The 21,547-nt window shown below is 33.4% G+C and carries 16 protein-coding genes and 1 pseudogene; all 17 read right to left on the bottom strand.

Annotated elements, in window-relative coordinates:
- Positions 1 to 119: 119 nt before the first annotated feature.
- A complete protein-coding gene (locus tag Bccel_RS29495; protein ID WP_036943901.1) occupies positions 120 to 2,375 on the bottom strand; it encodes an S-layer homology domain-containing protein in 2,256 nt (751 codons plus the stop codon).
- Entirely contained in the window at positions 2,353 to 3,051 is a 699-nt protein-coding gene (locus Bccel_RS02860) for a hypothetical protein (protein ID WP_036943902.1), read from the bottom strand. The genes Bccel_RS29495 and Bccel_RS02860 overlap by 23 nt, the downstream gene beginning before the upstream one ends.
- Before the next feature lie 598 nt (positions 3,052 to 3,649).
- On the bottom strand, positions 3,650 to 5,803 hold the full coding sequence (locus Bccel_RS02855) for a PDC sensor domain-containing protein (protein ID WP_036943904.1): 2,154 nt from the start codon (positions 5,801 to 5,803) through the stop codon (positions 3,650 to 3,652).
- A 27-nt stretch (positions 5,804 to 5,830) separates the two neighbouring features.
- Positions 5,831 to 7,177 (bottom strand): ABC transporter substrate-binding protein, encoded by a 1,347-nt coding sequence (locus Bccel_RS02850; RefSeq protein WP_036943906.1) that lies wholly within the window; start codon positions 7,175 to 7,177, stop codon positions 5,831 to 5,833.
- A 41-nt stretch (positions 7,178 to 7,218) separates the two neighbouring features.
- Entirely contained in the window at positions 7,219 to 9,642 is a 2,424-nt protein-coding gene (locus Bccel_RS02845) for an MFS transporter (protein ID WP_036943908.1), read from the bottom strand.
- A complete protein-coding gene (locus tag Bccel_RS02840) occupies positions 9,642 to 10,811 on the bottom strand; it encodes a D-alanine--D-alanine ligase family protein (RefSeq protein WP_036943910.1) in 1,170 nt (389 codons plus the stop codon). Before Bccel_RS02840 ends, Bccel_RS02845 begins: the two co-directional genes overlap by 1 nt.
- A 37-nt stretch (positions 10,812 to 10,848) precedes the next feature.
- Positions 10,849 to 11,526: an eCIS core domain-containing protein gene (locus Bccel_RS31195; protein ID WP_242853152.1), complete on the bottom strand. Its 678-nt coding sequence runs from the start codon at positions 11,524 to 11,526 to the stop codon at positions 10,849 to 10,851.
- Between the two features lie 35 nt (positions 11,527 to 11,561).
- The gene (locus Bccel_RS31190; protein ID WP_050753031.1) at positions 11,562 to 13,706 is read right to left on the bottom strand and encodes an ATP-binding protein; all 2,145 of its coding nucleotides are present in this window, start codon (positions 13,704 to 13,706) and stop codon (positions 11,562 to 11,564) included.
- 278 nt (positions 13,707 to 13,984) lie between these two features.
- Positions 13,985 to 14,182 carry a type II toxin-antitoxin system RelE/ParE family toxin gene (locus Bccel_RS28595; protein ID WP_242853153.1) on the bottom strand — a complete coding sequence of 66 codons (198 nt, stop codon included), beginning with the start codon at positions 14,180 to 14,182 and terminating at the stop codon, positions 13,985 to 13,987.
- A gap of 96 nt (positions 14,183 to 14,278) precedes the next feature.
- Complete coding sequence (locus Bccel_RS02825) at positions 14,279 to 14,533, bottom strand: type II toxin-antitoxin system Phd/YefM family antitoxin (RefSeq protein WP_036943912.1); 255 nt, start codon at positions 14,531 to 14,533, stop codon at positions 14,279 to 14,281.
- Positions 14,534 to 14,816: 283 nt separating this feature from the next.
- Positions 14,817 to 15,101, bottom strand: coding sequence for a hypothetical protein (locus tag Bccel_RS02820; protein WP_036943914.1), 285 nt, complete (start codon positions 15,099 to 15,101; stop codon positions 14,817 to 14,819).
- A 216-nt stretch (positions 15,102 to 15,317) separates the two neighbouring features.
- Positions 15,318 to 16,067, bottom strand: a complete 750-nt coding sequence (locus Bccel_RS02815; protein ID WP_036943917.1) for a hypothetical protein — start codon at positions 16,065 to 16,067, stop codon at positions 15,318 to 15,320.
- 329 nt (positions 16,068 to 16,396) lie between these two features.
- A complete protein-coding gene (locus Bccel_RS02810; RefSeq protein WP_036943919.1) occupies positions 16,397 to 17,989 on the bottom strand; it encodes a hypothetical protein in 1,593 nt (530 codons plus the stop codon).
- A gap of 178 nt (positions 17,990 to 18,167) precedes the next feature.
- Positions 18,168 to 19,066: pseudogene (locus Bccel_RS02805) on the bottom strand (IS982 family transposase).
- Positions 19,067 to 19,316: 250 nt separating this feature from the next.
- Positions 19,317 to 20,339, bottom strand: a complete 1,023-nt coding sequence (locus Bccel_RS02800; protein ID WP_036943921.1) for a hypothetical protein — start codon at positions 20,337 to 20,339, stop codon at positions 19,317 to 19,319.
- Positions 20,340 to 20,498: 159 nt separating this feature from the next.
- Positions 20,499 to 20,900 carry a tyrosine-type recombinase/integrase gene (locus tag Bccel_RS32455; RefSeq protein ID WP_276326158.1) on the bottom strand — a complete coding sequence of 134 codons (402 nt, stop codon included), beginning with the start codon at positions 20,898 to 20,900 and terminating at the stop codon, positions 20,499 to 20,501.
- Positions 20,901 to 20,924: 24 nt separating this feature from the next.
- Entirely contained in the window at positions 20,925 to 21,413 is a 489-nt protein-coding gene (locus Bccel_RS32450) for a tyrosine-type recombinase/integrase (RefSeq protein WP_276326159.1), read from the bottom strand.
- Positions 21,414 to 21,547 lie beyond the last annotated feature (134 nt).

Here is a 21,547-nt window from a genome sequence, read left to right as displayed (position 1 = left end):
TTCTGTCATATCAAAATGAGTGTACTAACATTAAATTGTCAACCTTCATCGTTTTCGCGAAAAATAAAAAAACTGTGAGAAGGTCTGTTTTTACACTAACTTCTCACAGTTTCATAAATTTATTTCTTATCTACGATACGTTCACTGCCTAGGGCATCTTTATTTCTGACATAATAGTGATCAAGGCTTGCTTCAGCTATATATCCATATGCCCAATGCTTTATCAAAACATCTTTAAATGGTACAGTTGCACCGTTTAGTGGTCCGCGGAACAACAATCTGTCTATTATGGTAACAGTCTCAGCACGGTTTATTTTCAAATCCGGCCTAAAGGTACTGTCTTCATAACCTTCTATCAATTTAAGTCTGTATACTTCTTCAATATAGTTCTTTGCCCAATGTTTTGATATATCATTAAAGTGAAGTTCAAATGGCTCAACTTTTTCATTTACCTTTAAATATCTTGCAATTACTGTACTAAGCTCAGCTCGTGATATTGGAGATTCAGGTTTAAAGGTTCCGTCGGGATAACCTTCGAACAGATTATTCCTTGTAGCAGAATAAATTATACTGTATGCCCAATGGGTTTTAGAAACATCTTTATATATAAATTCTCCCGGCAGCTCTTCTCTAAAGCCGAAAATTCTAACAAGAATTGTAGCAAACTCAGCTCTTGTCAATGTTCTTTCAGGCCTGAAGGTATTATCCTCATATCCTATAATATAGTGCTGGTGGTAATTTTCACTATCTGTAGGAGGTTGTGGTGGCTTGGCTGAACATAACATGAAACTATACACCGATTGGTCATCATAGTTATTAATTGGAGTATTAAATCCAGAAATTGATGCAATGTTTTCAAGTTTTACCTCTTTGACATCAAGTGTACCTACCTTAACTTTGTATTCTTTTTTACCTGTTGCATTTTTGCCTAGCTTTTCCAGATTCCATTCTATCGTTGTTCCATTTACTTTACCGCCATCAGTGCTTTCAGCTGTAGTATATTTTGGTATTAAAGCTTTTAATGAAACATCACTGACTTCATCTTTTTCACTTCTATTTTTATAATATATCGTAAATGAAATTACTTCACCTTCGCTGTAAACTCTTTTATCGGCTGTCAGATACACAGCTAAATCATAAATAACATGACTTTGTGTCGGCGTTGGTGTAGCAGTTACTGTACTGGTAGGGGTATTGGTAGGGGTGCTGGTAGATGTAAAAATAGGTGGATTTGGTGTATTTGGTGATGGCGGCACAGATCTTGAAGTCGCTGTAGTGGTTGGTGTTGCTGGAGAACCTGTTGGTGTTACAGATCCTGTCGGTGTTATAGATCCTGTCGGCGTTACCGACCCTGTTGGCGTTACCGATCCTGTCGGTGTTATAGATCCTGTCGGTGTCACAGATCCTGTCGGGGTTGGTGTATATGAGCTTGTAGGTGTCACAGATCCTGTCGGCGTCATAGATCCTGTTGGGGTTGGTGTATATGAGCTTGTAGGTGTTGAAGTAGGCGTAGGTGTTTCAATCATTAAAATTTCTTTAGCCTCAGCAATATTTCCTGCTTTATCAAAAGCTTTTGCCCAAATAACAGTTACACCTTGTTTCTTAACCGTAAATTTAAAGTTATATGGAATAAAATTCTTTTCCTCAGGGATATAATTTATTGAATCTGACAATGCATATAAAACCGTATCAATTCCTGATCCATAGTTATCATTTGTTAGAATTTCTGCCTCCACAACTCCAATGTCAACTTTATATGTTTCAATTATTATGGAAGGTTTTTGGGTATCAATATTGGAAACCATTATTTTTGCTTCAAGACCAATATTACCAGCTTTGTCAATAACTCTTCCTAGTATAGACTGATTTTTATCCACACTAAATGGTGAATAAGGTTTCCAATCCTCAAAAGAATCTAGCCTGTACTGAATGTCGCCGTCTTCCCCGTATATTTCCATTGTAACAGATACAGATTTATTGGTTGGTATATTGTTTGGTGGATTCTGTATAATTATTGGTGCATTAGGATTTGTATTATCAATTACAAAAGTGAATACATTTTTAAGATTATCAATACCTGACCTTTTAGATTTGGAATCTTCTGCCCAAATATATATGTTATACAATGGTCCTTCAGTCAATGCCAGCTTGCTGAAATCAATCTCTCCCGAAAACTCCTTATTCATTCCGTCAGAGGTTATTGTTCCATTAATAGAATTTCCGACTATATTGTCATTAAAAACATTAATAGAATACTTGATTTTTATTGTATCTCCAATATTCTTATCGTTTATAAGACCTTTAAATGGAACTATGCCCTTAAACCTTAAAGGCTCACTTGGATTATTCTTTTTAGGAGGGAGTAGATATCTCAACCAGTTCAGGTGCAAAATTGTCTGTATAAGTAATTTTTATCTTATGATTATACTTGTACTTGGTTTCTATTATATATTCATAATCCTGCCAAGCTCCGTCACGTTCTCCTGATATTTTATAAGTTACAAGTTTTCCCTCATAAAGCTGTGCTATCTCTTCAGGAAAAACACCCACCTCTCCAATAGTTCTTTCTACTATTGTCTCTTTATTTACCTGATTAACACTTTTATATTGCTGTTTTCCATCTTTAGGTTCTCCGTATTTATAGCATACTGTTTCTTTACCGTTAATCATCACTATAATTGTTTCAGGAAATACCCATACATCAATTAAATTTTTCTTTACAACATGACTTAATTTAACTTCTTCCGGGGTACCTCCATACACCGAAAAAGAAACAGTATTTCCTTTAAGATCCCATTCTTTCAATACTTCTTTATACTGACCATCATCAATGCTTCCTTCTGCCATTTCACACTTAACACTAAAAATGTCCTTTTCACCTACAGGCAGAGAATAACTCCCTTTCCATTCTGAATTATTAAAAATATCTCCTGAATCGATGATTATTTCGTGAACATTATCATTTGCAGATACTGGTACAATATTCAGTGTAACCGTGGAAATTAAAAAAAGAATGCATATAATTATTGATACTACCTTTCTTCCACACATTGCCAATTCAGCTCCTTGATTATTATAGTATTAGTAAATAATGCTAAATTCAGATACTTAGTCATGTTGAAAATATAACTTCCCGTATAATTTCGCTTTCGTGTTCACTTAACTCGTGAACACACGTTCAAAACGAGAAGTAATTTTTCAATCATGCCTTAATATATGCTGAAAGAGAGGTATTAGGGTACAATAATTAAAATGGAATTAAAAAAGTATATGTTTTAATAATTAATTACCTCACCATCATTATTTTACTAAGTTATAGTTAATGGATTCCTTTCATAAATCTACGCTTTAGAACTTTCAAGAACATAATCGCTCGCAATTTTGCAATATTAATTGTTGTCATGAGAAATTTTAGTGGTATAATAAACCATAATCTCTTAGACAATAAAAAATGATTAAGTCGATAATACTTTGTCAACCTTAAAGAACAAAAATCCTCATGCCCCTTCAATCTAATCTAATAGTTAAATCGAAGAAACACGAGGATTAAGACCCAAACTTATACATTATTTGTTTTCTATTCCTTACACTTTAATACGCCTCCACTTTAGTATAATTTTCTCATATCTTTTCATATTAACTAGTATCATCAATACAAGACACACAAAGTAACTATGAAGAATGAAGCTAATAAGAACGGCCAGAAAATCAGCTTTGCAACAATATTATTCTCATATACTATCCATGAAGATTCAGGCCTTGTCCAAAACAAATATGCATCAATCACAGTAAACAATATTATTATGTATATTACAAAATAAAACCAATCAAGGTACATGATATCCTTTATAATTAGACTGCCTCTCAATTGACTATGTGCCATAATGACTGAGAACGCCATCGTACCGCAAGATGCCATAAGTTGTGTAGATAATTGACCATGAAGATCTCTAGAGACTCTTTTCCTTGTGAGCATCAGAAGAGTTGTAAATATAATACCAGCAATAATCAATAAAGGTAATAAATTTGATATAAATGGGTTTAAAAAACTCCTCTGCACAAAAAAGGTAAAATCAAGTTCTGGGAAATCATCAGTCTGGTCATGAATCTGATCATTAGTCTTAAAATAAGATGAATCAAAATTGTATTCAAAATAGCTCCTTGTTGGAGTCATTCCTGCAAGCACTATATGGGGATTTATTCCGGGAAGAGATAAAGAGTTTGTATACATATATGAACTCATATCCGGAGTAAGCATAACTTTATTTTGCTCAATGTTTTGTTTAAAAATCATTCTAAGCCTTATCATCTTTGAGTCCAGAGGATACTTTTTATAATTATAATTCTGACTTAATTTACACTTGAATGACCAATAAATGTATTTATTTTTTCTTAAGATAAATTCGAATGGCTCGGAAACAGCATCCAAAAATTCAATTTTGCACTCTTCAATTTTCTTATCATCATTTGTAATAAACTTTACAGTTTGACTCTCATCATTAATTTTTTCCCAAATGAGCCCTTTAATTTCAACATTATTTGCATTGGAAAACTCAATTGACTGAATATCCAACCCAACAGGTATTTTAGTAACCTTATTATCATTCAGAATTTCTCCTAATTTTTCGTTATTCATTGGGGCAACAGAAATCTCGTTATCCTGTTTGGTATAGGACAAAAACCATATGGCACCAATTCCAGCAGCTAGAATAACGCCTGTTATAATAGCTATTCTCCATATATATTTAATATTAAAAATATAGATTTTAAATATTAAAAAGTTCAAAATGGTAAGAAAGATAATTAGACATATAATTATATTTATAAGTAATCGCCTGACAATTTTAACATCAATGATTTCATTCTTTATGAAAACAGCACCAAAAGTCCACTGGGTAGAAGGAATTTTATCACATAACAGCCATGCTTCATTACCATTATTATCAAAATCTATAATTTCTGTTTTGTCCTTTTCATTATTATTTAGAGATTTCTTTATAGCCTTCTTCAAACTGCCATCATTCTTCATATTGTCTACTTTAATATGATTTCTTATATATTCATCAAGAGGATGTGCAATAAATGCTTTTTCTTTTTGAGATAAAATAAAACCATAACCTGTATTGCCAAGAGATATCTCTTGCATTATTTCCTTTATATCATTCCATGAATAATTGACGAAAACCACGCCTATGGGTTCTGCCTGTAATCCCTTACTTGTCTTCTTATAAAATGGCGTACTGTAGGCTATTATCAAATCCTCACTCTCAACACCAACATGCGGCTCAATCCATACACCCTTTCTTTCCTTTATAGGTTCAAAAAAAAACGGCCTTTCTTCATAGCCTTTCCTCATGGTTATAATGTCACCTTTTCTTCTACGCAATATTCGGGAAAACAAATTGCCATAACCCTCTTTATATGCTATACCAACGGCATTTGCGAATTTACTCTTTGAACCCAATTTCTCCTTAATGCTTTCCTTCAATAAATAATCAATTTCATTTTGATTTGTTATACTTGAATCATTCAGTTTGTCAGATAATTTTTTTGCTAGATCTTCAGCGATATCCTTTAATTGGGAAAACTCGTTATCAAGCTGGGAAATAGCATCCAGCGTTTTGGCTTTAACTATTTTTTCTTTAGCATTATCTTCAATTTCTTTAATTTTGGATAAATATTGATCTATTTGATAGATGAAAATAACTGATAAAGCCAGTACCAATATAAGCAACACCGATTTAATAATAATTTTAGGATCTTTAAGAATGTATTTTGAGATTGGTTTACTGGAGATATTCATTGCTGATGATCCTCCTATCTTTGCTATTTAATGAACTTCCACTTTTATTGTTTTTATATTTTTTCCAAATTCCCTTACCTTTTTACCAGTATAATCAAATATTAAATTTGCCCTTTCGATAAAACCTAATGGTATTTTAAAATTAGCTTCCTCGGCCTTTTTTAAATTAATAACCATATCAGGCGGGTAAATAACACCTACTTCCATTCTCCCAGGATCAGACCCTCTTAATACATCCACAGCGTATTGTGCAGCTAAACATGCATTGTTCTCAAAACTGATTCCGATAGATAAAATTGCACTCTCATCACCCGCCCTTACCACATCAGGGACAGCACTTAAAACAGGTACTTTCTCAGAATATTTGTTAATCAAATTTATTTTGTCAAATAATTTCGTGCAGCCTGTAATCCAGAATAAACTTTTTTCCAAGTACTTATCTGTTGCCTTCATGCCACCCAATACTTTTTTCATATTTGTCTCTAAGTCTTGTTCTTCTTTAATCCCAACTTTAAATGTTTTTATTTTATTACATTTGGCTTGTTGCTCCAAAGGCTTTACCTGGGTTTTTATAGCACTATCATTGTCTACATCATAAATTATCGCTATATTTTTCAATTCCTCCCTTCCATTTTCCGGCGAATAGATAATTTTTAACTGATTTATTTGTATATCAACAGGTACATTGAGAGAAGTAAATGCAAAGTTACTTTTTCGGGTTTGATTGTTTCCTAAATACCCCATTAAACCTGGATCTTTGGAACATGCAGTCACAACAGGTATATTCCCTTTATATTGTTTATATAAGAAATCTGTCGATTCAGATCCTATTGAAATGATCAAATCAAATATATTACTGTTTTTATTTGTCTCATTCAATTCGTTTAATAATGCCATCTTCCTATGGATATTCTTATTATCCAGGCAAAAAACCGTTAATGTACAACCTATTTTATCTTTTGCAAAAACATCCAATATTTTATTTAATGTGATTTCAAAAGGATTTATACCATCAATGGAGCCTACCGTTGAATCAACTATTTTTTCCTGCAACACAACAAGAATTCTCTTTTCACTTTGTCTATATCTATTTGATTTTATTTCACATTTGTTATTATCAATGAAGCTAATATTCCAATAGCTCTTTGAAACAGGTTTAAATTTATACCAGTCAATCTCCCTAGATTCATAACTATTGCCACCTTTTTTATTGGCAACGCCATCCTTTTTTATATTGTCCGTGGAATTAGAACAATCCGTCAAAGTATGTGTTTTGTCTGTTGATTGAAATTTTCCTGATATAAGGTATATAACTATTAAAGACACAACAGCAATAAATAGCAAAAATGCCCTTTTAGAGTTTATGCAATTCATCGTCCTTACCCCCAATTAAAACATAATTTCCATTATTATTATCACTTGTATACTTCCTCACTCTTTAACCCTATTTTAAATAACAATCCGAAAACTATCACCACAACACCAACATATACAAAAGCAAGTGGGGTTTTCTTATTCAAATAAATAATCTGGCTGAAAACAATAGGACCTGCCATATGACCAATCCGTTCCAGCATCTTATATATGGATGCAATAGACATTTGCCCAATTTTTAAAGCAGCGTTCGTGTTTATTATGTGTGTATTTATAGGAGCATTGATAAATCCATGAGCTACTCCCAGTAATGCTACTCCGGCAATAAGGAAATATGGAAATTCTATTTGTGATAAATTGCTATTTGCACCTATCAATGCAAGTCCTGCTCCACTTCCCAACATACCGAAAAATAATATATTACGGGTTTTACCCAGCTTATCTGAAAGCTTTGATGAATAAATACTGGAAAGCAGTACACCTGCATAGTAAATCATTATTATCTGACCAATATCATCTTTTTTATAGCCTGATAGTATTGCTAAAGGAAGTGCAAAAGTGACAAAACCTGAAAGAATCATTTTTGTTGAAATACCCACTAAGAAAACACTCTTTAAAAACCCTATATCAAGGATCACTATTTTTAATGTTTCAATCCAATGTCTTTTTTGCATTGACTTTTCTTTCTTTAAATTGTTTGTGTCATTCTCTTTTTTAGGCAATAGTAAAATAGAATAAATGATTAAAGGTAAAGACACCACTACTATCCCCAAAAAAACACCTGACTTACCTAAATAGTTTAAACCAAGTGCACCTAGAGACGTACCTGCAATCATGCCTCCGTTAAATCCAAAGACAATTATTGCTGAACTCTTGGTCTTTTGTCCCTCTCCTGTATTTCTCAAAATATAGGACTGCACACCTGCAAATATCACAGCCTGTCCTATGGCTGCCAGTAATCTTGAAACAAAAATCAGCTGCCAATGAATATCAATTACTAAAATCAGCATGGAAAATGAGTAAATTGCAATTCCCAGGCAAAGTATTGACTTTTCTCCTTTCCTTGAAACAACTTTAGCTGCAGGGTACAAAGAAAGAGTAAATATGATTGAATACAATGTGATAATTAGTGATGCTGCACCATTTATACCCGCTGCTCTTTCATTAACATAGTTAGGGAAAAACGAAGTTATACAGCCTTCCCCAAAAGCAGCAATAAAATAAATGGGCTTTATTAGGTTTATTTTATAATCACTATAATCACTTATATTTTCAATTAAATTATTATCTTCCTCTTCAACCTTTTGTCTTAAAGAAATTATTAAATTAATAAAAAGTGCAGCCACAAAGAAAAGAGCAATTAAAAGAACCAAAAAGTTTTTTATATTTCTTATAAGCTTTTTGTATATAGCATTTTTATAAACATAAATATTTATCTTATAGCTTGAATGTTCACTACAAATGATATCTCCATAAGTATTGATATAATCAGTCTTTAGTAGTTGTGTTTGACTATCCAAGGTACTTCCTTTTGTTTCCTTATCAATACTTGATACTATTTTCCCATTTTTCTCTAACAAAATACGTCTTATTTCACTATTAGAAGATATGCACTTACTAAACATGTTATCTATATCATTTGTAAACTTTTCAAGATCCAACCCGAGCTCACACGCTGATTTAAGTCTATGGGTAAGCGAATTGGTAACCCCATATGTCTTTCCTGTAATTCCATCAAGATAAATATTGATAAGTGTAAAAATGATCAATCCCATCATCATCATAAAAGCTATACAGAAAGAAGATGTAACCCACATCTTCCATCTGTGCTTCCATTTATGTTCGGTTTTAAGAAGGAAAATGACATACATCATGATAGCAACAATAAAAAAAGTGTAAACAATTCTGAAGTAATAAGCTATTTTTTGTGATATTACTTTTTTGGATATTATAATAGATATAGTTCCCGACTGCTCCTGATCAATTTTATTTTTTAAAGGAATATCTACTTTATAATTAAGAAGGCTCTTTTGGACTCTGTAAAGTATTTCCAATGGTTTTGAATCAGTTTTATTCTTATCCCGTTTCAAACCACCTATTTCAGTAACTTCTAAGAATTTTTCATATATAACTTTCTTATATGTTTCTTCCTCGGATTTTGGGTAAACAATATCATTTCCATCCCATATCTCGATTTTGGTTATACCAGCGGGTTCCTTATCCAACAGGTTTGCTAGTGTGTCAACATCTGCATATTTTAAAGGTGTGCCTGCATTCAATATGCTTTCAATAGAATTTTTTAAAGATTCTCCATCAGCATATATCCTATCAAAGTAATACTCCGAATAAGTTCTGACTGCCTCTCCCATGCCTACTAAAACCTGAATAAGCAGTACAATTGCTAATATGCTCAATATGGGTATACTTCTAATTAGCTTTTTCATAATCCTACGCTTCATATCCATCAACAAATTTCCTTCTGTAAAAGGTTGTATATGTGCTGCATTGAAGATTTACGGTTTACTAAAAGATAGTCCATTTGATTAGCAAAAATACTTAAAATCAAATCGTTATAAGACATATTGTGTTCCTCCAAGCCTTTACATACCAGGCTGATAACTCCATCCTGGGGCTTTTTCAAGTCAGGTTTTGGGTTGACCTCCAGAACGTTCAGCGAACCATCTTTATCCTCCCTAATGTCTATCCGAACCAGAGTATTCAAACTATATGCCTCATGAACCCACCTTCCGATTTCACCTAGCTTATACTTTACTTTACTCTGGATTTCATCAGATAGAAGAATAGCTCTATTATCTGTAATATTGCGTTTATCCATTGATGTAAATATCAATTCATCTTCATCCAACACCCTCTCGATTTCTGAAAACACAAATGGCTTAGACATCTTTACAAAAGAGCCTGCCCTATATTTAACGTTTCCGCTTACAGCAACACAGTACTCCCTTCCCGGAAGGTACTTCTCTATTAAAACAATATTTTGAGTTGCAGCAAAAATTTCTGATATAGCTTCCTGTAGCTCAAAACCAGATTTAACAAATAAAACATGATTTGAAGCACGTCCTGAAATCGGTTTTGCTATAAAAGGTCCATCATAGTCTTTGAATACTGACTTAAAAAGATTGTTTCTTTCGGGTATGAACAAGCCTTTTGACATATCCCATGTAACAAATGGTGCAGTATTTATTCCAATTCCTTTTGAAAAATACTTAAAAACATGCTTGTTATCAAGAATTGTATAATTCATAGGGCTATGGCCCACATAAGGGATTCCGAGCATTTCAAGCAAAGCTGCCGTATGGCACATAGGGTTGTCCCCCTGAACACCTCCTGTATTAAGCCATACCATATGAATTCTGTTATCTTTGAGATTCTTTGTAAGTTCCATATTATCAGGAAATAAGAATACATTTTTAAACCCAATTTGTTCTAATGAAGTTTTTATTTCAGATGCTACAGTTTTATAGCTTTTCCACGATCTTGTGTTATAAGTACTGTAGAGTACGGAGCCCGCCTCTTTACTATCTCCTCCATAAATAACAGCAATTCGAAGTTTTGGCATTAGTGCATCGATATAATCACCTAGCAAATTAAAATCATAGTATAAATTATCCATATTTCCTCCATATCTTCTAGTTTTATTCCTCGTTTGACTATATACTTAAAGCCCTGCTTCCCATTACATCTGCTTCATGCTCCAACCCAGGATCATCGTTAACTGCCACATCCCTTAGCTGCATTGTTGGTTGAACCCGACCCTGGGCTTGCTGCACCACATGCCATGCTTCATGAGCCAGATGCTTCTCCTGACCTGATGCAACATGGATATCTGTTCCCTGGGTATACGCCAATGCACCAACCTGGGCAGGTTTGTCAGAATTGTAGTGAACCCTGACATCACTCATATCTATGCCAGAAATGCTTTCAACCCCTGACTTGAGCTGATCAGGCATACCTGTATTGTTTTCTTTTTTCATCTGAAGGGGCTCTTCCTCTTCTTCTGGATCAGCTACCCTTTGCAAGGGTCTTGTGTTTTCTAAATTTACAAACGTCTGATATCCTGCATTGCTATCCTTTTTCATCTGAAGTGATTCTTCCTCTTCATCAGGACTAACTTCCCGTTGCAAAGGTTTAGTGCTAAATAAATTGTTCAACCCATGGTTTCCCACCAATTTCTTAAACTGTGCGGTATCACCGGTTACCAAGTTATTTTGAGATAAGACAGCCCTTTGAATTAGCTTAGTTGAATTAGACTTTCGTTGGATATTTTTATTACTTGCACTAACCTGCTTATCTCCTTCATTTCTCTTTAAACTCTTATTCTCAAACATTTTTTCCACCATCCTTCCACATTTTGTTCCATTCACTATAAATACTCTTCCAAGTCATCCAAATTAATCATCTTTCCGATTTTGTTTAATTCGTTTCGTGCTGCTTTAATAATGTGACAAGTACCCACAGGTTCATTTTTTTCTGCTGCAATAAAAGCAGCTGAAATTGCAATATTTTTAATGTTTCCACCGCTTACTTCGAATTTTTTTGAAATCAACGAAAACTCAATACCTTCCTGTAAAGGGGTTTCTTTAGGGAATATGGATCGCCAAATCTTTTCTCTATAAGCAGCATCAGGAAATGGAAATTCAATTACAAAATTAATACGTCGCAGAAATGCCTCATCAATATTTTTTACATAATTAGTAGCCAGAATAGTGACTCCTTCATACTCTTCTATTCTTTGAAGCAAATAAGACGTTTCAACATTGGCATGTCTATCATGGGAGTCCTTAACTTCGGTGCGTTTGCCGAAAATAGCATCGGCTTCATCAAAAAAGAGTATTGCATTACTAAGTTGTGCTTCATCAAATATCCCTTCCAGGTTTTTTTCAGTTTCACCGATGTATTTGCTTACCAAATTTGCTATATCTACCTTGTACAGTTCCAATTGGAGTTCATTTGCCACAACCTGTGCCGACATTGTCTTTCCTGTACCTGGCGGTCCGGAAAAAAGAATACTTAGCCCTTTACCGTATGATAGTTTTTTCTCAAACCCCCAGTCTCCAAATACCGTTTGCCTGAATTTCATCTGATTACAGGCATCTTTTAACAAACTCTTTGCATCATCCGGAAGAATAATATCTTCCCATTGAAATTTTGTTTCAATTTTTCTTGCTTTGGTAATAAGGTGGCTTTTACCATTTTGATAACAAGCTGAAATCAGGCTGCTTTGATCAATACCTTCTGGTTTACTCCTTTTTCCAGCAGAGTTCATATTAGCTAGTTCGAAGGTATCTTTTATTTGTCCAGGTGTAAACCGAAACTTAGATGCAAATTCCCCCCAGTTAATCTGGGTGCTGAATTTATATTGCTTTCCAATGGTTTGCCAGATTATCTTTCTCTCCTGTTCACAGGGCAAGTCCAATTTATAATGAAGGATCTTATCCTTTTGCCCTGTATGATATTTTTTTAAGGAATCTGTTGAAATAATATATAATGCCTCACCAAACGGATATTCTTTAATAAACTCAGTTTTTAGCTGATGCAATATGGATATTAATTTATCTTCAATGGTTTCAGGCATTTTTATCGCAAGGACAGCATCTTGAAGAATCTTTTCACATAGTATGGATTTTATGATCTTTTCAGGGCTTGCATCGGATAGAAACAATTTCATATCTACGAGCAGCAGCTTTCTACCAATACCATAGCATAAATGCTTTAACTGAAAGGTTTTTCCTGTTCCATATGCCCCTTCCAGATTTATCAGGATGGTTTCATTGTCCTGCAAAGCAGCGTTATAATAGCTTCGCAGACTTTCCTGAAGATCCATTTTTGTAAGGATTGGTGGAAGAATCTCATCGGGATGAAAAATTTCAATATGATTTTCAAGCTCATAGGGTAGTTTATCCATTCCTAATATAAAGTACACAATTTTAGAATCCAGCCGCATTTCCCTATTTTGACCATATTGGTTCCACGGGGAATCAGATAATAGGAATTTTTGCAAAGAACCGCCATTTATCCACTGCCGTTTATGCTTGATAAAATCCAGCTGGTCATCGAATAATATTTTTAAAACAATTTCCATAGTAGGGTATTTTACAGAAATGTCATCAGCTATAAGACCATATGCTTTTTCATATTTTGGGTGCAGTTCAGCTGCAAGGCTCATAATCATAACCTGCCTTTCAAACCATGATAGTGAGAATTTCTCACACAACAGATCCAGGTTATTTTTTTGACGTTTATGCTCTATAGACATCTCCCTTGAAATATATGCACCCTTTAATTGCTGCAATTCTTCAGTATTATGGATCTCACCTTCATTTGTAAAAAGCTTAAAAATTTCAACAAAGTTCATTGAAAAACCTTGGTTTGAAGATTCAACACAAGCATTTTGAATTTTTATGAGAAGCCTGAGTATTTTAATATCCAAAATTACAAGTAAATCAAGGATATACCCGTCAATTTCCTGGTTTATAAATTCACTTTTTAAATAAATGCTATCAAGCATCCAGTTCACACCTTTCGCTTTTGTCCTTGATGCGAAATTATATATTGTAGATTTGGGAATTGTTGTATCTATATTAAAATGATTATATTGATGTCAATTGGTCAACTCTAAAAAAGCAATAAAAATCCTCTTGTTACTTCAATCTCAATTTGTTAATTGAGATTGAAGTAACAAGAGGACAATGACTTTTTATATTCATTCCAGGTTTATACAAGCTTTTTAAATACATTCAAAGCAATGCTTTTAGCCATTGTATGGGCATTTAGTGTTAATCTATTTCAAAAACTACTTGGTGAATATTTAACTGTAACAATAATTACATTTTTCATTTTTTCATTGATTCTATAGACAATAGTAAAATTCTTAATAAATAATTGACGGTATCCTCTATTTGCATAAACACCAATTTTTCGTTCAGACCCTCGGCGAGATAACTTTTCTAATGATAAAACTGCGTCTTCAAAAGATACTACCAATTTAAAGCTACTTCAGGCGACTGAAGTTCAGCCGAGATATTTTCATAAATTTGATCAATATATCTATATTCCTTTGGGAGCAATTTTACTTCGTACTTATCCAAAGTGTTTCCTCCTTAAGGACAAAAGGGCTTCTTTTGCATCTATTAAATTTGCATTTTCATTCTCTGCTTTTGTAATACTAGTATCAATTTCATTGACTTCAAGCATTTGTTCATACGTCGCAATACTCATCACAACTAATTCGCCATACCCATTTTTAGTTATAAAAACCGGTTCCATTTTGGCATTGCAAATATCTGAAATCTCATTTATATTTCGCAAGTCAGTTATTGGTCTTATTTGTGGCATATCACCACCTCCTGTACATTATTATTATTTCATTTTTCTGTACAAATCACAACTACCATTTTCAATCACTCCTTAGTTTTATTTTTATCGAAAGACGAGAACTTTATGAGATGGAAATTGAAAGACAAAAGGCAATTGCACAATAACTGCCAATTTGGTGGCTATTGTGCAATGCTTCTATTGAAAAGGCTAAAAGCTTGGTCAGTTGCTTTTAGCTTTTGTTATAGGCGTTTTTCGCTAACCGAATAAGTAAAAATCATCATGTCTTCATCAAAACGTCAGTTCACTCCCAGTTTGTACCCGAATTGAACGATTCAACTAATCCTTCTAGCTGTTTATAGTCTTTTTTGGGCATACCTGAGTTAATAAGTCCAAATCGTACCAAGCTCCAATATTGTCCAAAATTTCCTCTTGCTGAAAACGGATCAAATCCATTCCTTGCTACAAAGACATTTGCAGCTTGTACAATGTTCGCTTCAATTATTCTACCATGTAACAGTAATTCATCATCTGCTGCTCGATTAAAATATCCTGTAAAATCTCTCAACCATATTTGGAATGGTGTCATTTGTAATACCCCCTTGTTAATCTTTTCCAAAAAGTATACACAAGTACTTATTCTCAGTATTTTTAATTAATACTTTTAAGTAATTAAATTTGACCATTGACGATAAGGCTAAAAGACGTTTTTAATGGCTTTTAGGTTTTGTTATTGGCTATATTCATGCACTCCAAATTTTGTGTATTCAGTATTTGCATATTATTGTATTAACGTGCTTTGTATTTATCTAACATGTTGTAATCTTTCGTATAAAGTAGAGGTCTCATGATCTAATACCTGATTGACTGGCACCCAAGTAGTTCCTTTATCTGTAGATGTTTCAACATTATATATTTTAGTGTCTCCCTCAATAAGCCACTCACCTTCTGGACCACCTCTATCATAATCTACACCACCTTGCCATAAATCAGAACGCCAGACATCAAAACGAAATATTCGTGTTCCCCATTCTATTGCCCTAGCAGGATCATTAACCAGAGATGCGTAATTACTTGCTGGAGTGTGCGTCTCTCCACCCGTACCATGGGAGCTTGAAATTGCATGTCTATTTCTAATTTCACGTGGTGGAAGAGGAGCAAATTCGCCTGAGTTAGCATCCATTGTGTGTTTAGCCATTTCCAGAGGAGCTTTAAGTTTGAATTCTCTTAAACCTTTACTCATAATTCTTCCTGTTTGCATTGCTCTTAACTCCCATGGGTAATCGGAACCCCTATACATTTTTACCATTATTTCCGGACCTCTGTACAAGACATTTCTGCCTGCCATTTGTAAAACACGTATTGCTTGTAGTTGTGTTATTTGTTTATCTTGTAAACTATTTCTAGCCATCCTTTTCAGTTTTCCTTGGGAAACAGTTTCAGATCGATTATCCACAAACCCAAAACCTTGCTTTCCAACGCTTTTCTTCTGAGTAACAGAGTTTGCAACCACCCTGCCTTTGTTTTCCTTCGGTTTCTCTACTTGTGTATACATACCTCAACTCACCCCTATTGGATTATTTGCCCGTTATAGGCATCCTTCACCAATTGCCTATAACGAAAGGGCTAAAAGCTGCTTCAGTTGCTTTTAGGTTTTGTTATAGGCTTTCATATTTAGTATTTCGGTATATATTGCTATTCCAACTTTTTATTCACTCAAATTATGAAATTAAAGAATAGTCCCAGTTTTCCTAATTTTATTCTTTTCATATTTATTTCTTTTAAATTAATTATTAATTACTTGTGACAGTAAACTACAAATAATTACTTCCTGATTTTATGATTGATGGTATGCAAGAGCTTATTTAAAAATTGTTCATTGTTCTATGATTTAATGTTATCAAAATATCCGGTTTTTATTAATAAAACTACTGCAACACTAACTCCTATTGGTACAAATACTCCTAGAAGCTTCAAATAGTTTTTAATTTTTTCATTAATAATTACTTGCCCCTGCTTAGCTTGTACTTCAGCTTGATTTGACTGGCTGATATTCACATATCGAACTGGTTGCACAGATGCTTGAGCAGCCAATTGAAGTGCAGCCTTAAGATATTCATCCCTCTTAACTTCAGTTTTGGCTAGATCTTTGGAGAATTGAGAATTTTGTTCTGTTAATAGCGTTATTGCATCTTTCGAATAACTTGAGGATAGAAATTCTGTTAAAGTAATTACTGGGACCTGTCCTTCTAAAAATTTCTTAAGATGTTCGGCATGTCGATCTCCCATTCCAGCCATAATAAAATCTCCTGCTTCTTTTGCCTTAAGTACAGACTTGTACATGGCAAAATCTCTTTGAGCAAATCCCTTATCTATCGCATTTGCAGTTTTACCTGGCTTGTCTTTCTTTATCAATTCATCTTCAAATTGTTGAGTTGGATCAATACCGCCAGCCATATTAGTGGCTTCTTGTGTAGACCAATCTATAAGTATACTCTTTAGCTTAGTATAATGTTTTTGTTCATTTTCACTCCATTTTGCACCTTTTTTATATTTGTATTTTGTCATCAAATGCTTTAAGCAAGTCCATGCTTCTGGTTCAGCATTAGTTCTGACAGTCTTTTTGTCCAATTCCATCCATAGCTTTTGAAGTACGCTAGCCCCAGAGCTTCCTGGATTATAGTTTTCTGCAGCTGTTCCATATGTTGCGTAAACAGCTTCTCCAGCGGAATTTATGTAATAAGGCACTCCATAATTATCTACCTTTCTATCTACTAAAGGCTTTTGATAATTAGATAACCAAGTGCTTTCATCTTCTAAAATTTTTGCTGGAGGATGAGTTGGTATTTCAGTATTGTTTTTATTCGACAAGTAGAACGCTTCTAAACTATATAAAGCTTTAGAGGCAAGGTTTTCCATTGTATATTCTCTTGATATGCCTGAAGGGAATTTAAGTGCTTCGTGTGCATTATTAGCTTCCAGTTTACTGGTTGGTGTAGATGTCATCAATGAATTAGCCCCACTTTCTCCTAATACTTTACCAGTTTGATTGCTTTCGGTAATAAGTTCTCTGTAGCCAAATACTCCATGATTTTCACCTAATACAAAGAATTCTTTTTCAGAAAACTTTTTTAATCTGTACCACTTTCCATATTTTCGAGCTAAACCACATTCCACTGGTTTTTCTCCAGCATGGTTTTCAAACTCCTGCTTATTTTCATAAAATCTTACATAATCATCAGTGATCCAATCAGCTTTACCATTAGTACTTATTTCTCCTGCTCCTTCAACAAATGCTTTATTATCATCTATAAATGCTACAGGCTTATCTTCTATAATCACTTTTCTTTGTACAATTTTATCATTTCGATTATCAAAAAAACCAAAAGCATCTGGTTCTTTATGTTTCTTTAGAGCAACTGAATTAGTAACAACTTTACTTTTATTCTCTTTCATTTTCTTAACTTGTTCATACATATCTTGTTCCACCTCAATTGTTCAATTTTCCGTTATAGATATCATTCCCGTTTTATATAAACCTTTATAACGTGAATTCGATGACTTGGCATCCATAATTATCCAAATATATAATGCACACTTAACCATAAGTTTTAGGTAAAAATTGCCTAAAGCTTTACTTGAGCTACAAATAAGTTTATAGTGTAGCTATTAAGCCTCTTGTTCTAAGATTTAAACTTGGTTTCTTAGGTAGAAAACTATATGCTACAATACCCGCTACAACATTTGTTAAGAAGTTATTAAAGCTTCTGTGTCGAGTATGCTCTATTTAGCAAATGTTTTTCAAAAAATCATTAACCGTTTCAACAAGAGCCCGCTTCCTAAGTAATAGCTTTTCTTCAATAAGCATGAGCTTGTTTTTCATATTTTTCTTAAGCCTTGTTATCAGTTTTATGCCTTTTTCATAGAGCCTTTTAAAAAGAGGCTGTGATATATATCCCTTATCTCCAAATAATTTACCAAATAAGTCTTTTGTAAGGATATCTATTACTTCTGCCTCTCTATCATCTACTTCACCAGTTGTTAAAAAGAATGATAGAATTTCTCCCATGTCATTAATAACAAGATGAAGTTTGAACCCATAGAACCATCCTGTAGAAGATTTACCTCTATGTGCTATATCTTTAAATACTTTATAAGAATGAATTCTCCTGTTATCACATACATCTAATGTAGTTGAATCAATGAATGAAATCCCTGTAGGTTTGCCAACTCTGTATTTTTTCGCAAAGAGTATTAATGGGATCAGAGCTTCTGGCATTAACTCTACAAACCTTGAATAACTAACAAGACTTGGGAAAAAATTCGTTAGCTTTTAAGTACATATTCTTTATAATAATGCTTGAAAGTTCTATAACTGGAAAGGTGAAAAAATATAATTATTGTCATAACTTCGCTTAATTCCATCATTTTAGAACTACAAAGCTTTTTTTGATGTTTTTGTGATTCTTTCAGTATATGGCTTTTTAAATGTTTGTCGAGCCTAATGCAAAAATCACCTGTATCGCAAAAAATTTTAATAAGTAAATCTTCCATGAAGCTCTCACCCTTTACTGTTTAATTTGTTTGGTCACATAATTATACAACCTGGGATGAGGGCTTCATTTTATTTTTCTGTTTCATTCTTATTACATTTATCTTTCACATCATCGAACTCTCGTTTTTTAGAGTTTGTATACAATTTAAAATGAGGTTTATGGATCAAATGAATTTTACTATTCAGCTTTTAATTCAAATCATTAATCGTAATCCATTAAAATATATTTTTGACTTTCTAGAAATTCAACTACCATTTTTTTCTTCGCATGTCTTGCAATTCCCTGATTTTGCCTCTAATACGCTCATGTAAAACTATTTTTCTTATTTTTACAGGCAAATACTTTCTTCTTGCTTTATACTTTTCTTCATTTTCTCCGTCAAATAGAGATAGGTATTTCTCATCACTAAGTAATCCTTGCATATGCCTTAAAGCAAATCTTCTTTTTTGATCATATTTCCATGATGGATATTCTTTCTCTATCCATTTTTCAGTTTCTTTAACTTTTTCCATTAACAAATCAATCTTTGTGGCGTCACGAGGTGTTGTTCTAGTAGATTCTTTTAGTTCTGAGTTGCTGATGGCATTAGAAAATGATATTAAATCTTTATCTCTAGTTCCTTTCATAACATTCGTAATACCAAGTTCTACGAGCATATCTCCTTTATTATTTAAGGTTATTGGTTCAACTTCTACACTCTTATTAGTGCCATAGCTGCGAAAAGCATCTGAAATTACTTTCTTCATAGCAACTAGAGTATCTCCTGAAGAAACAGCATCTAATATTATTATTTTTTTAATAGAAGCATCTTTCATGTTTTCTTCTCCTATCTCAACTGCAGACCAGTGTTTTAAGAACAACGACTCTTCACTACTAACTTTAGCGGCCATACCTCTGTCTACTACACTCAATCCACCAACTCTAATAATAACAGCCTTCTCACCAAGTTCTTTTAAAAAATTAATTACAATTTCTGGACTACTTCCAATACCTACATACAATGTGGTTCCTTTAGCATATTTCGAAGTTAATATTTTGACAAACTTAATAATACCGTTCCAGTTAACATCATTGATTTCTTGAGCTGCACTATCTTCAGTCTCTGTTCTCTGAACTATTTGATTGTTTTTACTTATATCAAATTTGTATTGTACAAGTGGCTTTAAAAAAGTTTTTGATAATTTGGATTCAATCAAACCACTACTTTTCTTTTGCTGTGAATTGGTGATGGTTTTTTTTAATGTTTTTTGTTTCTCTACTTGTGCATACATATCTCAACCCACCTTAATTGTATCTATTGTCCGTTATAGATCTCTTCTCAATTCCTATAACAACCACAAAAGCTCCATTAATTTTATTTTGACTGCATCATTATCTTTGTATTGCACAATAACCACCATATAGGGAGATAATGTGCAATTGCTCTTTATTCATATTTCCATATCTTCCAAAGGTGACCTAATTTTGCTAAACCCTCGTGTAGTAAGGTGTGTATAAATTTCTGTAGTTTTTGTGCTGCTATGACCTAGCAAAGCTTGAATATATCGAATATCTACTCCATCTTCCAGAAGATGTGTTGCAAAACTATGCCGCAATGTATGTAAATGAACATCCTTAGTAATTCCTGCAGCTCCGACTGCTCGCTTTAGAATATTCCTCAAGCTTGTTATACTATATTGCTCTCCGTTTGCTCCTTCAAAAAGATAAACCTTTGGTTTGTACTGTATAAAATATTCTCTAAGCAGTTCCAAAAGTCTCGGTGAAAGCAGTGTCATTCTGTCCTTGCTTCCTTTTGCACCTCTTATTACAATACAATTCCGTTTTGAATCCAGAGATATCGAACTGTAAAACTAGTTTTATAAAGTGAGCTGAATAGCTGAAATTGGGCTATTCAAAGCGAACTTATATAAAACTTTACAGTTCGGTATCTCAATATCATTTACTTTAAGGTTTATCAATTCTGATCTCCTAAGTCCAGCCGAATATATTGTTTGTAAAATTGCTTTATGCTTCAAATTCTTTACATTCTTTAATATCTCAGCTACTTCTTCCCTGCTTAAAACAACAGGTAATTCCTTTGTTTTTCTAGGTCGCTGTACCGATGCCTTATGTAATTCACGACCTAATACAGTTTCATAATAAAATTTAATGCTATTTATAACCTGCTTTTGAAGTGAAGTCGAAGCCTTCAGTTTCTCAATGATGTGTAAAAGATATCTTCGGATCTGCTCATCTGTGATATTTTCCGGCTCAATATCGGGATAAAATTCAAGAAATTTCGAAAACACGGATATATAAGTATTTTTTGTGTTTTCACTGTATCTTTTAATTGTAAGCTGTTCAATAAACCTCTGAGGTACACGTGATTTAATTGATACACAAGCTTGATTTTTTATTAAACTACCATTTTCAACAAACTGGATCTCAATTTTCTGTCCAAATTTCTTAGCTAGATATTCCTTATAATTGTCATAGTATG

It is taken from the genome of Pseudobacteroides cellulosolvens ATCC 35603 = DSM 2933 (assembly GCF_001262605.1).
In the GTDB taxonomy this organism is placed as follows: Bacteria; Bacillota; Clostridia; order Acetivibrionales; family DSM-2933; genus Pseudobacteroides; species Pseudobacteroides cellulosolvens.
This window is presented reverse-complemented; position numbering and strand designations above follow the sequence as displayed.

What these genes read in the sequence shown, in the direction of transcription:
- Bccel_RS02820 (WP_036943914.1), bottom strand. Translation starts at nt 15,101, where the DNA reads ATGACACCATTCCAAATATGGTTGAGAGATTTTACAGGATATTTTAAT.
- Bccel_RS02815 (WP_036943917.1), bottom strand. Translation starts at nt 16,067, where the DNA reads ATGTATACACAAGTAGAGAAACCGAAGGAAAACAAAGGCAGGGTGGTT.
- Bccel_RS02800 (WP_036943921.1), bottom strand. Translation starts at nt 20,339, where the DNA reads ATGTATGCACAAGTAGAGAAACAAAAAACATTAAAAAAAACCATCACC.
- Bccel_RS02825 (WP_036943912.1), bottom strand. Translation starts at nt 14,533, where the DNA reads ATGCCACAAATAAGACCAATAACTGACTTGCGAAATATAAATGAGATT.
- Bccel_RS02845 (WP_036943908.1), bottom strand. Translation starts at nt 9,642, where the DNA reads ATGGATATGAAGCGTAGGATTATGAAAAAGCTAATTAGAAGTATACCC.
- Bccel_RS02855 (WP_036943904.1), bottom strand. Translation starts at nt 5,803, where the DNA reads ATGAATATCTCCAGTAAACCAATCTCAAAATACATTCTTAAAGATCCT.
- Bccel_RS02840 (WP_036943910.1), bottom strand. Translation starts at nt 10,811, where the DNA reads ATGGATAATTTATACTATGATTTTAATTTGCTAGGTGATTATATCGAT.
- Bccel_RS02850 (WP_036943906.1), bottom strand. Translation starts at nt 7,177, where the DNA reads ATGAATTGCATAAACTCTAAAAGGGCATTTTTGCTATTTATTGCTGTT.
- Bccel_RS31195 (WP_242853152.1), bottom strand. Translation starts at nt 11,526, where the DNA reads ATGTTTGAGAATAAGAGTTTAAAGAGAAATGAAGGAGATAAGCAGGTT.
- Bccel_RS02810 (WP_036943919.1), bottom strand. Translation starts at nt 17,989, where the DNA reads ATGTATGAACAAGTTAAGAAAATGAAAGAGAATAAAAGTAAAGTTGTT.
- Bccel_RS02860 (WP_036943902.1), bottom strand. Translation starts at nt 3,051, where the DNA reads ATGTGTGGAAGAAAGGTAGTATCAATAATTATATGCATTCTTTTTTTA.
- Bccel_RS31190 (WP_050753031.1), bottom strand. Translation starts at nt 13,706, where the DNA reads ATGCTTGATAGCATTTATTTAAAAAGTGAATTTATAAACCAGGAAATT.